This is a genomic window from Ornithinimicrobium cavernae (genome assembly GCF_003121625.1).
In the GTDB taxonomy this organism is placed as follows: Bacteria; Actinomycetota; Actinomycetes; order Actinomycetales; family Dermatophilaceae; genus Ornithinicoccus; species Ornithinicoccus cavernae.
On the sequence record NZ_QDDJ01000002.1, the window covers coordinates 157,804 to 172,204 of the forward strand.

General features: G+C 71.5%; 15 protein-coding genes. 5 read left to right on the forward strand and 10 right to left on the reverse strand.

What is annotated here, in order from left to right:
* Positions 1-44: 44 nt before the first annotated feature.
* The 10 genes from DA085_RS02510 to DA085_RS02555 all read right to left on the reverse strand — a co-directional run bounded on the left by DA085_RS02510 (position 45) and on the right by DA085_RS02555 (position 9,666).
* Positions 45-545: a hypothetical protein gene (locus tag DA085_RS02510; RefSeq protein ID WP_154402077.1), complete on the reverse strand. Its 501-nt coding sequence runs from the start codon at positions 543-545 to the stop codon at positions 45-47.
* Between the two features lie 82 nt (positions 546-627).
* Positions 628-1,005 carry an FKBP-type peptidyl-prolyl cis-trans isomerase gene (locus DA085_RS02515; protein WP_109471356.1) on the reverse strand — a complete coding sequence of 126 codons (378 nt, stop codon included), beginning with the start codon at positions 1,003-1,005 and terminating at the stop codon, positions 628-630.
* A gap of 95 nt (positions 1,006-1,100) precedes the next feature.
* The gene (locus DA085_RS02520) at positions 1,101-2,105 is read right to left on the reverse strand and encodes an FKBP-type peptidyl-prolyl cis-trans isomerase (protein ID WP_161958395.1); all 1,005 of its coding nucleotides are present in this window, start codon (positions 2,103-2,105) and stop codon (positions 1,101-1,103) included.
* A 141-nt stretch (positions 2,106-2,246) separates the two neighbouring features.
* The gene (gene pafA / locus DA085_RS02525) at positions 2,247-3,623 is read right to left on the reverse strand and encodes a Pup--protein ligase (RefSeq protein ID WP_109471358.1); all 1,377 of its coding nucleotides are present in this window, start codon (positions 3,621-3,623) and stop codon (positions 2,247-2,249) included.
* Positions 3,624-4,463, reverse strand: a complete 840-nt coding sequence (gene prcA / locus DA085_RS02530; RefSeq protein WP_109471359.1) for a proteasome subunit alpha — start codon at positions 4,461-4,463, stop codon at positions 3,624-3,626. It lies immediately after the preceding gene.
* The gene (gene prcB / locus DA085_RS02535) at positions 4,460-5,287 is read right to left on the reverse strand and encodes a proteasome subunit beta (RefSeq protein ID WP_109471360.1); all 828 of its coding nucleotides are present in this window, start codon (positions 5,285-5,287) and stop codon (positions 4,460-4,462) included. The genes prcA and prcB overlap by 4 nt, the downstream gene beginning before the upstream one ends.
* Complete coding sequence (locus tag DA085_RS02540) at positions 5,284-5,478, reverse strand: ubiquitin-like protein Pup (protein ID WP_109471361.1); 195 nt, start codon at positions 5,476-5,478, stop codon at positions 5,284-5,286. The genes prcB and DA085_RS02540 overlap by 4 nt, the downstream gene beginning before the upstream one ends.
* A gap of 40 nt (positions 5,479-5,518) precedes the next feature.
* Positions 5,519-7,033: a depupylase/deamidase Dop gene (gene dop, locus DA085_RS02545; RefSeq protein WP_109471362.1), complete on the reverse strand. Its 1,515-nt coding sequence runs from the start codon at positions 7,031-7,033 to the stop codon at positions 5,519-5,521.
* A 9-nt stretch (positions 7,034-7,042) separates the two neighbouring features.
* Positions 7,043-7,624 (reverse strand): TetR/AcrR family transcriptional regulator, encoded by a 582-nt coding sequence (locus DA085_RS02550; protein WP_109471363.1) that lies wholly within the window; start codon positions 7,622-7,624, stop codon positions 7,043-7,045.
* A complete protein-coding gene (locus tag DA085_RS02555; protein WP_109471364.1) occupies positions 7,621-9,666 on the reverse strand; it encodes an MFS transporter in 2,046 nt (681 codons plus the stop codon). The genes DA085_RS02550 and DA085_RS02555 overlap by 4 nt, the downstream gene beginning before the upstream one ends.
* 134 nt (positions 9,667-9,800) lie before the next feature.
* Here DA085_RS02555 and DA085_RS02560 point away from each other — a divergent pair, with 134 nt between their 5' ends.
* From DA085_RS02560 to DA085_RS02580, 5 genes are read left to right on the forward strand one after another with little or no spacing between them, the layout of a single operon-like run.
* Positions 9,801-10,145 (forward strand): DUF3054 domain-containing protein, encoded by a 345-nt coding sequence (locus tag DA085_RS02560; RefSeq protein ID WP_109471365.1) that lies wholly within the window; start codon positions 9,801-9,803, stop codon positions 10,143-10,145.
* An 11-nt stretch (positions 10,146-10,156) separates the two neighbouring features.
* Positions 10,157-11,338 (forward strand): sensor histidine kinase, encoded by a 1,182-nt coding sequence (locus tag DA085_RS02565; protein WP_109471366.1) that lies wholly within the window; start codon positions 10,157-10,159, stop codon positions 11,336-11,338.
* A 55-nt stretch (positions 11,339-11,393) separates the two neighbouring features.
* Positions 11,394-12,119 carry a LytR/AlgR family response regulator transcription factor gene (locus tag DA085_RS02570; RefSeq protein ID WP_109471367.1) on the forward strand — a complete coding sequence of 242 codons (726 nt, stop codon included), beginning with the start codon at positions 11,394-11,396 and terminating at the stop codon, positions 12,117-12,119.
* On the forward strand, positions 12,116-12,478 hold the full coding sequence (locus tag DA085_RS02575) for a DUF485 domain-containing protein (protein ID WP_109471368.1): 363 nt from the start codon (positions 12,116-12,118) through the stop codon (positions 12,476-12,478). Before DA085_RS02570 ends, DA085_RS02575 begins: the two co-directional genes overlap by 4 nt.
* A complete protein-coding gene (locus DA085_RS02580) occupies positions 12,475-14,232 on the forward strand; it encodes a sodium/solute symporter (protein ID WP_109471369.1) in 1,758 nt (585 codons plus the stop codon). Before DA085_RS02575 ends, DA085_RS02580 begins: the two co-directional genes overlap by 4 nt.
* Positions 14,233-14,401: the final 169 nt, after the last annotated feature.

Here is a 14,401-nt window from a genome sequence, read left to right on the forward strand (position 1 = left end):
CTAATGGGCACGACCGACCGGGCAGGAGGCAGACCGACAGGAGGTCAGAACGGGCGGCTGGGACCGAGCGGTGCCTGCGCCGGAGCCCGGCGGGCCCGCGGTGCGGTCGCGGTCAGCAGGCCGGCCAGCGAGAGACCGATGAGGACGCTGCCCACCATCCGGACCACACCCCAGAAACTCTGCGCTGCCAGGAACAGCGTCTCCTGCCCGGTCCCGTTCAGGCCGGGAAGCAGCACGCGGGTCACCGCGACCTCCAGGAGCACCGCGGCCACGATCAGGCCGACGCCCGACCAGAGGGCTGCCGGGCTGGTGCCCCAGCCCGGTGCCCGGCCGGTGAACGCCATGACGAGGGCCACGGCCAGCAGGACGACCCCGACGGTCACACACAGGCTGATGGTGATCTGCCCGAGGCCGAACAGGTTTCGGCCCCAGGAGCCCCACAGGTCATACGCCTGTCCCGAGAACACGTAGCGGAACGCCAGGGTCTCCGCCACGACCCCCAGCACCGCCAGCAGAACCCCCACGACCGCCACTGTGCGCACCATGGCCGAACCGTAGCGCAGAAGGACCCCGGGCCGGTGCGTGTGGCACCGGCCCGGGGTCTCCCGGGACGTCAGGTGGCGCGGGTCAGCGCACGCCCTCGAGGTCGACGACGAAGATCAGGGTCTCGCCACCCTTGATGGCACCGCCGGCGCCGCGGTCGCCGTAGCCCAGGTGGGGCGGGATGGTGATCTTGCGACGGCCGCCGACCCTCATGCCCAGCAGGCCCTGGTCCCAGCCCTGGATGACCTGGCCGACCCCGACCTGAAAGTCCAGCGGGGCTCCACGGTTCCAGGAGGCGTCGAACTCCTCGCCGGTGGACCAGGCGACCCCGACGTAGTGGGCCGAGACGACGGAGCCGGAGGTGGCCTCGGCGCCGTCACCGACCTCGAGGTCCTCGATCACCAGGTCGGTGGGAGGGGTGTCGCCCGGGAACTCGACCTCAGGCTTGGTCTTGTCGCTCATGCGCGGTTTTCCTCTCGTTGGGGAACTGCTGGATCGGTATGCCGTGGGCCCGGCCAGGCGTTGAGTCGGCTGAGCATCTCAGGCGGCTCAGTGGGTCAGCCGGCGGCCAGGATGTCGACGACGAAGACCAGGGTCTCCTTCTGGAGCTCGTGGCCCTCGCTGGCGCCGTAACCCTTGTCCGGCGGGATCACCAGCAGGACACGGCTGCCGACGGTCTGGCCGACCAGCCCCTCGTCCCAGCCGGCGATGACCTGCTGGGCGCCGATCGCCGTCTCGAACGGCTGCCGCCCCTCCTGCAGGGAGGTGTCGAACTGCTCGCCGTCCGACCACTTCACGCCGGTGTAGTGCATGCGCACCTGCTGGCCGGACTGGATCTCCTTGCCCTCACCCTTGATCAGGGGCTGCACGACGAGCTCGGCCGGCGGCTCCTCCCCCTCCGGGATCGTGATGGTCGCCGGGGAGGTGCCGTCAGCCTCGACGGTCGGCAGACCCTCCACGGGCTCGACCGGCTCTCCCTCGGCCTGCGTCAGCGGCGTGGTGGCCCCGACGACCTCGACATAGAAGACGACGGTGTCGGTCGGGCCGATGCCCAGCTGGGCGTTGCCCTGCTCACCGAAGCCGTCCTCCGGCGACATGGCGATGATCATCTTCTGGCCCGGCTTGCTCCCCTCGAGGGTGTTGAGGAACCCGGGCAGCAGGTTGGGGTTGGCCAGCGACATGCTGACCGTCTCGTCGGTGGGGAACGTCGACAGGATCTCCTCGCCCGTGGTCCCGTTGACCGCGAGGTACTTCAGCTCGACGTCCTGCTCGGCGGTCGCGCCCTCACCCTCGCCGGGCTCGATCTCCTGCACGGAGGTCTCACCGACCGACAGCGGGGTCTTGGTGAGCTCGAGCGCCGGCACGGTGGTGCCGTCGGCGTCCGCCTCGGTCAGGGTCACGTCCTCGGCGGAGCCGTTGGGCGCGATGGACGTCGCGGCCGCGTCGTCGGTGCCAGTGCTCTGGCTGGCCTCGTCGGTGCCGCCGGTGTCGGAGCCACAGGCGGACAGGAAGATGAGGGGGGCCACGGCGAGGCCGAGCAGGCGGAACTTGGGAGAGCGCACGCGCCATCCTTGTCTGGGAGAGGGCTGTAGGACACCCAAGGGTAACCCGCAGTACCTGGGTGTCTGCTGGGTCCACCCGCAGGGGTCCCCACGGGGCCGCCCGGGCCGACGACGGACAGCGACCCCGGCACCGTGTGCCGGCTAGCGACCGTGCGCCATCGAGGCGATGAGCTCGTCGATGCGGGGGTCCTCGCTGACGAACGGGTCCTTGCACAGCACTGTGCGCTGCGAGGAGTCGTTGAGCTTGAGGTGCACCCAGTCGACGCTGAAGTCACGGTGGTGCGCCTGGGCCGCCGCCACGAAGTCTCCGCGCAGCTTGGCCCGGGTGGTCTGCGGCGGCGTGCGCCCGGCCTCAGCCACCTGCTCGGCGGTGACGACCTCGGCCGCTCCACCGCGGCGGGACACGATGTTGAACAGCCCCCGCTCGGGATGGATGTCGTGCCAGGCCAGGTCCAGCTGCTGCAGGCGGGGGTCGGCCATCGACAGACCGGACCGGTCGGCATACCGCTGCAGGGTGCGCCACTTCAGCACCCAGTCGATCTCCTGCTCCACGAGGGCCAGGTCCTGGGCCTCGAACGCCTTCAGCGTCCGCTCCCAGAGCTCGAGCACCTGCCGGTAGGGCTCCCGCTGGGCAAGTCCGCTGCTCTCGGCGTGCTGCCGGGCCCGCAGGAGGTACTCGGCCTGCATCTGCGCGGCGGTCATCCGGCGCCCGTCGGACAGGGTGACCGTGTGCCGCGCGGTCAGGTCGCGGCTGACCTCGCGGATGGCGCTGATCGGGCTGAGGAGAGTGAGGTCCGGGAAGGTCACGCCGGCCTCGATGGCCTTCAGGACCAGGTCGGTCGCCCCCACCTTGAGCAGCGTGGTGGTCTGGCTCATCGTGGAGTCGCCGACGATGACGTGCAGGCGTCGGAACCGCTCGGCGTCGGCGTGCGGCTCGTCGCGGGTGTTGATGATCGGCCGGGACCGGGTGGTGGCCGAGCTCAGCCCGTCCCAGATGTGATCGGCGCGCTGACTGATCTGGAAGCTCGCCTGGCCGCCGGACACGTTGAGGCGCCCCGCACCGCTGATCACCTGCCGGGTGATGAGGAACGGGATGAGGATGTCGGTGACCCGGCTCAGCTCGCCGCGCCGGCTGATGAGGTAGTTCTCGTGGCAGCCGTAGGAGTTGCCCCGGGAGTCGACGTTGTTCTTCAGGACATAGACGCGGGCCTCGATGCCCTCCTCGGCCATCCGGTGCTCGGCGTCGAGGGCGAGGTCGTGCAGGACCGCCTCCCCGGCCTTGTCGTGGGCGACCAGGTCCAGGAGGCTGTCGCACTCGGCCGTGGCGTACTCCGGGTGCGAGCCCACATCGAGGTAGAGCCGGGAGCCGTTGCGCAGGAAGACGTTGCTGGATCGACCCCAGCTGACCACCTTGCGGAACAGGTAGCGGGCCACCTCGTCGGGGGCCAACCGGCGCTCGCCCGGGAAGGCGCAGGTCACCCCGAACTCGGTCTCGATCCCGAAGATCCGCCGTTCCATCTAGTCCTCGCGCTGCGTCTGGGGGTTGGAGTGCGGATGGCCCGTGGGGGCCTCGCTCCTCTCGGTCTCGGACGGTGTGGGCTCGGTGAGGGTGTCGTGCAGACCGGGTCGCGAGTCGTCCTCGGTCGGCACGTCCTCGGTGGCGCTGGCCTCGTCGAGCAGGGCGTCCAGCAGCGGCCCGCCCAGCCGGCGGAAGGTCCGCCGCGGCCGCCTCCGGTCCAGGACCGCGACCTCGAGGTCGGCGGCCGTGAGGTCACGGTGCCCCTCACCCTCGGGTCCCTCGAGGAGGGACACGGCCAGCCGGAGGACGGCGGCCAGCGGCAGGTCAGCGGACCACTGCTGCTGCAGCGCGGTGGCGATCGGCTCGCTGGTGCCGCCCATGGCGACGAAGCCGCGCTCCTCGGTGACCGACCCGTCGTAGGTCAGGCGGTAGATCTGGTCGGTGTCCTGGGTGGACCCCACCTGGGCCACCGCGATCTCCACCTCGTAGGGCTTGGACTCCTGGGTGAAGATCGTCCCCAGGGTCTGGGTGTAGGCGTTGGCCAGGCCGCGGGCGGTGACGTCGCTGCGGTCGTAGGAGTAGCCACGCAGGTCGGCGTAGCGGATGCCGGCGACCCGCAGGTTCTCGAACTCGTTGTACTTCCCCGCCCCGGCGAACCCGATCCGGTCGTAGAGCTCGGAGACCTTGTGCAGCGTGCGGGAGGGGTTCTCGGCGACGAAGGCGATGCCCGTGGCATAGCTGGCCACGATCACCGACCGGCCGCGGGCGATCCCCTTGCGGGCGAAGTCCGCCCGGTCCTTCATCAGCTGCTCGGGCGAGACATACATCGGCATCGTCATCGGGCACCTCCGGGGTTGCCGCGGCGCGCCTCGACGATCTGGCGCGCCAGCTCCTCGAGCCGCCCGTCGTCGACGAAGCGGACTCCGCTCTCGGTGACCACCGCACAGGTCGGCCAGATGCTGCGTCCAAGATCGGGGCCGCCCGTGGCGGAGTCGTCGTCGGCGGCGTCGTAGAGGGCCTCGACGGCGACGGACAGGGCCCGCTCCTCGTCCATGCCCTCGTGCCAGAGCTTCTTCAGCGCTCCGCGGGCGAAGAGGGAGCCGGAGCCGACGCTGTGGTGGCGCTGCTCCTCGTAGCAGCCACCGGTCATGTCGTAGGAGAAGATCCGGCCGGTGCCGTCGTCCGGGTCGTAGCCGGTGAACACGGGCAGCACCGTCAGGCCCCGGAGGGCGTTGGCCAGGTTGCCGCGGATCATCGCCGCGAGCCGGTTGGCCTTGCCCTCGAGGCTGAGCAGCGTGCCCTCGATCTTCTCGTAGTGCTCCAGCTCCACCTGGAACAGCTTGACGATCTCGATCGCCGTGCCGGCGGACCCCGCGATGCCCACCGCGGAGTAGTCGTCCGCCGCGAAGACCTTCTCCATGTCCCGGTTGGCGATGAAGGTGCCCATCGTGGCGCGCCGGTCGCCGGCGAGCAGCACCCCGCCGGCGAAGGTCACCGCGACGATGGTCGTGCCGTGCGGCGCCTCGAGCGTGCCCTCTCCCCCGGCCCGCCCCAGGGCGCCGGGCAGCAGCTCAGGGGCGCGCAGGGCGAGGAACTCGCTGAATGAGCTGCTCCGCGGTGCCAGGAACTCCGGGGGCAGGCCCCGCCCGTGCCCGACGGTCACTGGCCACCCTTTTGCACGAAGCCGTGCACGAACTCCTCGGCGTTGGTCTCCAGGACCCCGTCGATCTCGTCGAGCAGGTCGTCCACGTCGTCCGTGCGCGCGGACTCGCGCGTCTGGGCGACCGGTGCCTCCGGCGGCGGGGTGTCCTCGTCCTCACGCCGCTGTGGGCGCTTCTGCTCCTGGCCGGCCATGGCTGCCTCCTGTGACCGTCGACGACTGGTACCTACGACCCTAGTCCTCGCCGGTGACGAGATGGGCAAGCAGGTCGTCGACGTCGCCGACCGAGTCGAGCAGCTCACCGATATCGGCCCGGGATCCGCGCAGCGGCTCGGGCAGCTGCACGCGACGCAGGTCCCGGCGCCCGGGAGCCGGCTCGAAGACCACCGAGTCCCAGGACGCGGCCCGCACCTGTCCGGCATACCGGCTGACGCACTGGCCCCGGAACCACGCCCGGGTCTCCACCGGTGGGTCGACCACCGCGGCCGCCACCTCCTCGGGGGTGACCACGGTGACCAGCCGGCCCGACGCGCGCATCCGGGCCGCCAGGCCACGCGCCGGGTCGAGATCCGACCACTGGATGTCGATCGCGGACAACCGGGGGTCACCCCACTCGAGCCCGTCACGGCGCCGGTAACCCTCCAGGACAGCGAGCTTGGTCACCCAGTCCACCCGACCGACGCACCTGGTCGGGTCGGTCGCCAGGTCGGCCGCCACCCCGTCCCAGTGGTCCAGGACCTCCCGGGTGTCCGCGTCCACGTCGTCGCCCAGGTGGTCCTGGACGGCCTGGCGGTAGGTCGCCAGGATCTCCAGGGCCGTCATCCGGCGCCCGTCGGCGAGCTCGACCGTATGCCGTAGGCCGGGGTCGTGGGAGATCTCCCGGATGGCGGCGACCGGGTCGGCGAGCTCCAGCGGCGGTGCCGCTCCGGCCTCGATGAGGCCCAGCACGAGGCTCGTCGTGCCGAGCCGCAGCAGGGTGCCGACGTCGCAGAGGGTCGCGTCGCCCACGATGATGTGCAGGCGGCGGTACTTCTCACCGAGGGCGTGCGGCTCGTCACGGGTGTTGACGATGGGGCGCTTGAGCGTGGTCTCCAGCCCGATCTCGGCCTCGATGTAGTCCGCCCGCTGGCTGATCTGGAAGCCGGGGCGCTCGGAGAACTGGCCGAGCCCGACCCGACCGGCGCCCACGAGCACCTGACGCGCGACGAAGAACGGCAGCAGCCCGGCCGCGATGGTCAGGAACGGCACCGCGCGCGGCACCAGGTAGTTCTCGTGCGTGCCGTAGGAGGCGCCCTTGCCGTCCACGTTGTTCTTGTAGAGCCGCAGGACCTCGCCCTGTGCGGCGAGCGTGGCCAGCGACTGCAGCATCACCTCGTCCCCGGCCCGGTCCCACCGCACGGCGTCCCGCGGGGACACCACCTCGGGCGAGGAGTACTCCGGGTGCGCGTGGTCGACATAGAGACGCGCGCCGTTGGAGAGGACCGAGTTGGCGGTCGTGGGGTCGTCGGTGTCGGTGAGCTGGCTGATGTCGGCCAGGGCGCGGGCCATCTCGAAGCCCCGGGCGTCGCGCAGCGGTGTCTCGTCGGCGTAGTCCCAGCCCGAGCCCGTGGGCAGCGCCCTCGCCGGCCCGGCCCCCGTGGCATAGGCGCGGACCACCTGGCCCGACAGGTGCACCGGGTTGGCGCGGGGGTCGCCCGGGCGCGTCACGCCGTACTCGGTCTCGGTCCCCATCACCCGGCGCACAGTCATGGGCAAACCCTAGGTGCCCCGGGATCCCGGCCCGACGGGGTGGTCGGCGATCCGGTCGAGGACCTGCTGGACGAGGTCGCCGTACTCGCTGACCGCCGCGTCCAGGTCGGTCGCCGCGGGATCGAGCAGGTCCATGGTCCTGGTCCCGGCCGCCAGACCCAGCATCAGGCAGGCGAGCTGGTCGCTCTGCCGCCGCAGGTGCGACGCCAGCGCCCGGTCCGCGCCCGGCACGGTGAACCGGCTGAGGAAGCGCTCGCGGAAGTCGGCCCGGGCCGCGACGGGGTCGGGTGCGTCGGCGATGAGGTAGAGCGCGCGCAGCCACGGCTCGGCGCCCCCCTCGGCGCGGCGGGTGAGCACCCGGCGGACCAGCAGCTCCCCGAGCCCCTCCAGCGGCACGTCCGGCGCCAGCGGCTCGGGCTCCAACGGGGTCGCGTCGGCGTGGAGCTGCTCCTTGGACCCGCCGACCTTCATCACCATCGCGGGCGACACCCCGGCAGCGGCCGCGATCTCGCGGATCGTCACCGCCGCGTAGCCGCGCTCCCCGAACAGCCGGCGCGCGACCTGGAGCACCTGCTCCCGGGTGTCACTCACGGGACCGGGGCCGCCTGGGTGGGGCGGGGCCGGGCTCGGGGTATGCCCGTCACGATGTCGATGTCCAGCGTGCTGGACGTGGAGCCGACCTGGACCGCCCGGGACCTCGTCCGTCCCGTGTCGTGGTCGACCGCCGTGAGCACGTAGCGCCCGGGAGGCGGCAGACCGATCTCGTAGGCACCCTCGTCATCAGCGTGCTTGGTCGCGACGTACTCGCCCGAGTGCCGGATCAGCGAGAGCATCACGCCGGGCATCGGCTCGCCGTCATCGGTGACGTGACCGGTGAGGAGCAGGCGCCGGTTCATGCGGATCTGGTCCAGGTCGGCGTCGCCGAGGTGCTCCAGCCCCGACATCGGCCCCCAGCCGTCGGCGCTGACCACCACGAGGTAGCGTCCGGCCCGGGGCAGGGCCAGGGTGTAGCGGCCCGAGTTGTCGGTGCGCCCCCAGTCGACGTGGCGTCCGTCGGGCTGCAGCACGGTCACGACAGCCTGCTTGATCGGCCGGTCGTTCTGGTCGGTGATGATGCCGCCGACGACGACCTCGTTCTCGGCCTCCGGCTGCTTCACCTCGTGGCGCTCGGGGGCCAGGACCTCGCCGGGCACCTCCTGCTGCGCGGCGACCGGTTGCGGCCGGACGATGAAGCCCGCGATCAGGGCACCCATGAGCGCCGCCGCGGCGCCGATCCAGAAGACCAGCTGGTAGGCCTCGAAGCGCGGGATGGCGGGAGAGCCCTCCATCGCCATGGCCGCGAAGAGCGCCGCAACCAGGGCGCTCGCGCTCGAGGTGCCCAGCGCGCGCAGCAGGGTGTTGAGGCCGTTGGCGGAGGCGGTCTCGGTGATCGGCACGGAGCGCATGATCAGGGTCGGCATGGCCGCGAAGGCCAGGGCGGTCCCCAGGGAGCTGATGCCCGAGGCGATCATCACCTCCAGGACCGAGGCGTGCAGGAAGGCCCGGAGCACGAAGCCGATGGCGATGACCACGGCACCGCCGATGAGCATCGCCCTCGGCCCGTAGATCCGGATCAGCCAGGCTGCCACGGGCGACATGAGCACCATGAGGATGCCCTGGGGCAGCAGCACCAGCCCCGTCTCGATCACCGACAGCCCGAAGCCGTAGCCGGTCCCCGCAGGCATCTGCACCTGTTGGGCGCTGGTCAGGAAGTTGGCGAACATGGCCAGGCCGATGAGGACCGAGGCCGCGTTGGTGAGCAGCACGGTCCGCCGCATCGAGGTGCGGATGTCCACCAGGGGCTGGCCCTGGCGCAGCTCCCACGGCACCCACGCCGCGAGGACCAGGCCGGCGAGCACCACCAGGGAGACGGTGAGCCGGTCGAACCAGCCCCAGGACCCGGCCTTGGACACGGCCAGCAGGAAGCTGGTCAGCGCACCGGACAGCAGCACGGCACCGACATAGTCGAAGCGGCCGCGGGTGCGCACGGTCGACTCCGGCACCACGAGGAGGACCAGCACGAACATGAGCACGGCGAAGCCACCGGAGACCACGAACAGCATCTGCCAGTCGAGGTTCTCGTAGATCACCCCGGCGACCGGCATCCCGACCGCGCCGCCGATGCCCAGGGTCGCACTCATGAGGGCGACGCCGGAGCCGACCTTCTCACTCGGCAGGTGGTCGCGCATGATGCTGATGCCGACGGGGACGAGGCTGGTGCCGATACCGGTCAGACCGCGCGCGATGATCACCGGCGCGAGGGTCTCGCTCACGGCGCCCAGGGCCGAGCCGATGATGACCGACCCCAGGCAGACCAGGAGCATCAGCCGCTTGCCGAACATGTCCGCCAGACGGGAGACGATCGGTGTGCCGACAGCGCCGGTGAGCAGCGTGATGGTGATCAGCCAGGACGCGTTGTCGGTCGTCGTGTCGAGGATCTCGGGGAAGTCCGGCAGCAGGGGCAGGACCAGCGTCTGCTGCAGGGACACCAGGGTGCCGCACAGGCCCAGGACCGTGATGATCAGGCCGGTGGCGACGCCCTTGACGGCGTCGGGAGTGGTGTCGGGACGGGTGGTGGTCTGGGAGGCGGGCACGCTGCTCCTGCAGATGGTGCGTGAATGACGAACGACCGTGCGTGGCTGCCGGCGGGCAGCGGCCCCGGGCACGGCCGGTGAACAACTGTTCACCGGTAGGTGAGTCTAGCCCCTCCCTGTGACACCCTGGGGCCGTGCCGTACGTCCTGGACCTCCTCGTCGTGACCGCCTTCGTCCTCATCGGTCGGGCGACCCACGACGAGGGCGTCACCTCCCTCGGCTCGCTCCACGCGCTCTGGCCGTTCCTGGTCGCCCTCGTCGTGGCCTGGGTCGCCGTCCGGACCCTCGTGCTGCCCCTGGCCGGCCCCCGCGCCGGCGGACTGGTGTGGCTGGTCACCCTTCTGGGGGGCCTGGGGCTGCGTGCCCTGTCCGGGCAGGGCACCGCTCTGCCCTTCCTGGTCGTGGCGACCGTCGTGCTGGCCGTCGGGCTGCTGGGCTGGCGACTGCTCGGCATACTCCTGCGTCGTCCCGGGCCGTAGGCTGACCGGCCATGGACACGGCACTGGCCGTCGCGATCGGCCTGCTCATCGTCGCTGCGGGTGCCGCCCTGCTCACCTGGTTCGTGCGCTCCCGCCTCGTGCTGGGGACCACCGAGGACCAGGCGACCTACCGGGTGCTGCACATCAGCAGCCTGGCCACCCCGCCCCTGCGGGCGGGCCTGGAGGCAGGGGCCGAGCGGGCGGCCCGGCACCTGCGTGACCTCCTCGGCACACCCGCCCTGGCACTCACTGACGGCACGTCGGTGCTGGCCTGGGACGGGACGGGCAACGATGCCCACGCGCAGCACGCCGTGAGCCACGCGCAGAGCGTGGTGCGGGACGGCTCGACCGTGGTCCTGGGCCCGTCCTCGGTGGCGTGCACCGACCCTGAGTGCGCCGTCCGACACGCGATCACCGCCGCGCTGACGACCGAGGACCACGTCGTGGGCGCCCTGACGGCCTACACCGGCAACCGCCCGTCCGCCCGGCTCGTGCGTGCCGTGGAGGAGGTGGCCCGGTTCGTCTCCGGGCAGCTGGAGCTCGCCGAGCTGGACCGGTCCCGGGCCAAGCTGGCCGAGGCCGAGATCCGGGCCCTCCGGGCACAGATCTCCCCCCACTTCATCTACAACAGCCTCGGCGCGATCGCGTCCTACGTGCGCACCGACCCCGAGCACGCGCGCGAGCTCCTGCTGGAGTTCGCCGACTTCACGCGCTACTCCTTCCGCCGGCACGGCGAGTTCACCACCCTCGCCGAGGAGCTGCGGTCCATCGAGCGCTACCTCACCCTGGAGCAGGCGCGCTTCGGCGGGCGGCTCCAGGTCACGCTGCGGGTGTCGCCGGAGGTGCTGCCCGTCGCGGTGCCCTTCCTGTGCCTGCAACCTCTGGTGGAGAACGCCGTCCGGCACGGGCTGGAGGGTCGTCAGGGCACGGGCCGGATCACCATCGTCGCCGAGGACGCGGGCAACGAGGCCAGCATCAGCATCGAGGACGACGGGGTCGGCATGGAGCCGGAGCGGGTGCTGGAGAACCTCCTGGGAGAGGGCGGCGACCACGTCGGGCTCGGCAACGTCGACGAGCGACTGCGCAGCGTCTTCGGCGACCAGCACGGCCTGGTGGTCGAGACCGCACCGGGTGCCGGCACCAGGATCAGCCTGCGCGTGCCGAAGTACGCCCCGGGTGTCCACGCCACCTGAGCGATCCCCCCGTGGGCCTGCCCCGTCTCTTGACCGTGGGACTAACCTGCCTCGTATGCCGTGCGTCCTCGCCGTCGACGACGAACCGCCAGCCCTGCGCGAGCTCGCGCACCTGCTGTCGCGGGACGATCGCGTCGAACGTGTGCTCACCGCCACCGACGGCGCCGGCGCTCTGCTGGTGCTGGAGCAGGAGGAGGTCGACATCGTCTTTCTCGATATCCGCATGCCGGGGCTGTCCGGCCTGGACCTGGCGCGCGTCCTCGCCCGGTTCCGGCGCCCGCCGGCCGTCGTCTTCGTCACCGCCTACGAGAACCATGCCGTGGACGCCTTCGACGTGCAGGCGGTGGACTATGTCATGAAGCCCTACCGCCCTGAGCGTCTGGAGGCCGCTCTCGGGCGTGCCCTGGAGCACATCGAGGGCCCGGGCGCGGCACCGAGCGAGCCGCAGGACGAGTCCATCCCGGTGGAGCTGGGCGGCGTCACCCGGTTCGTGCGGCGCAGCGACATCCGCTATGTCACCGCCCAGGGAGACTACGCCCGGTTGCACACCGTCGAGGGGAGCCATCTGCTCCGTGCCCCGCTGGCCTCGCTGGAGGAGCGCTGGGCCGAGGCCGGGTTCGTCCGGATCCACCGCAGCCACCTCATTGCGCTGCAGCACGTGGAGGAGATCCGGGTGGACGGCGGGCGCTACACGGTGGTGGTCGGTGGGCGGGAGCTGGCCGTCAGCCGGAGGCACACGCGCCAGCTCCGCGACCTGCTGGTGAGGCGGGCCGGCGGATGACCGAGCGGGTCACGGTCACCCACCCGAGCCGGCAACGGCCACGGATGCGACCGACGCCGCTCACCCGTGAGATCGACCAGCAGACCGGTCTCGGTGAGGTCTATCTCTCCTCGCTGATCCGCTCGCAGCTGCGCCTCAGCCTGGCCGTCCTCGCCGTGTCCCTGGGCGTGCTGGCCGCCCTCCCGCTCTTTTTCCGGCTGTTCCCAGAGGTCACCGGCATCAGCGTGTTCGGGATCACCCTCCCCTGGCTCGTCCTCGGCGCTGTCGTCTACCCCGCCCTGCTCGGCGCGGCCTGGTTCTATGCCCGCAACGCCGAGCGGGTGGAGCGTGACTTCGTGGACCTCCTCGACCGTCGATGAGCGCGAGCACCGGGCTGGCCGCCATCCTGCTGACGGCGCTGGCCACGATCCTCGTCGGGGTGGTGGGGGTGCGCGCGGCGCGCACCACCAGCGACTTCTACGTCGCCTCCCGGACCGTCACCCCCTGGTGGAACGCGTCGGCCATCGGTGGCGAGTACCTCTCGGCAGCCTCGTTCCTCGGTGTTGCCGGGCTCGTCCTGGCCTACGGGGCCGACATGCTCTGGTTCCCGGTGGGCTACACGGCGGGATACCTGGTGCTCCTCGTCCTCGTTGCCGCCCCGCTGCGGCGGTCCGGCGCCTACACCCTGCCCGACTTCGCCGAGGCCCGTCTGGAGTCGCTGGCAGCACGCCGCACCGCGAGCGTGCTCGTCGTGACGATCGGCTGGCTCTACCTGCTCCCCCAGTTCCAGGCGGCCGGCCTGACCGTCCGCACCGTGACCGGAGCACCACAGTGGGTGGGGCCGGTCCTGGTGGCCGTCGTCGTCCTGGTCGGGGTGCTCTCGGGAGGTATGCGCAGCATCACCTTCGTCCAGGCGTTCCAGTACTGGCTGAAGCTGACCGCCCTCGCCCTACCGGCGATCTTCATCGTGCTGGTGTGGCAGTCGCACGGGACCCCGAGCATCACCCAGGACGGCCCACCGGTGTTCGCCGAGCCGACGGTCGTCGACATCGCCACCGGTGTCTCGGTGGAGGTCCTCCAGACGATCGCGGTCGAGGCGGAGGGCACCGTCGACGGCGAGTCAGTGGACGGTCCGGTCAGCCTCTCCCCCGGCAGCCACACCCTCGCCCGTGGCACGCAGATCACCTTCCCTGCGGGCGTGCAGATCCCCCACGCGGATAACCTCACACCCCTGGCCGGTGAGGACTGGCGGCTCCCGCTCCGCTCGGCCAGCGACCACCCGCTCTACTCGACCTACTCCCTCATCCTGGCCCTGTTCTTCGGGACGATGGGCCTGCCCCACGTGCTCGTGCGGTTTTACACCAACCCGGACGGCCGCGCCGCCCGGCGCACAACCGTCGCGGTCCTCGGCCTGCTGGGGGTGTTCTACCTGCTCCCGACGGTCTACGGCGCGCTGGGCCGGATCTACACCCCCGAGCTGCTCCTGACCGGCCGGACCGATGCGGTCGTGCTGCTGCTGCCGGGCCGGCTCGTCGACGGGATGGCGGGCGACGCCCTGTCGGCCCTGGTCACCGCCGGGGCGTTCGCGGCCTTCCTCTCCACATCCTCTGGGCTGACCATCTCGGTGGCGGGCGTGCTGTCCCAGGACCTGATCGGACACCGGGTCCGGAACCCGGTGCGCGCCTTCCGGCTCGGGGCGAGCCTGGCCCTCATCGTGCCCATCGCGCTGGCCCTGCTCAGTCCCTCCCTGGGCATCGCCGATGTGGTCGGCCTGGCGTTCGCCGTCGCCGCCTCCAGCTTCTGTCCGATGCTGCTGCTGGGGATCTGGTGGCGCAGGCTCACTGACGCCGGTGCCATCGCGGGGCTGGTCGTCGGGGGTGGTCTGTCCACGCTGGCGGTGCTGGGCACCATCGTGTGGGCACCGGAGCAGGGCTGGTGGGGGCCGCTGCTCGCCCAGCCAGCCGCCTGGAGCATGCCCGTCGCGTTCCTGGTCATGGTGCTGGTGTCGCTGGCGACACCGCGGCGGATGGCTCCGGGCGTGAACCAGACCATGATCCGGCTGCACACCCCCGAGAGCGTTGACCTGGACCGCGGCACCTGGGACCCCGAGGACCGCTGGCGGACGCGCACCTGATCCGCCGAGCCGTTCGTCCCACGTGATGGACCGTTCGTCGCAGCAGGGCGGGCCGACTAGCGACGACTGCCGCCGCTGACCGCGCCACGGTCACGACCTCCTGCCCCCGCCGTCCCCGCCTCCCTAACGTGTCGAGTATCACAACGCCGTGACCCGACTGTGGAGGAGA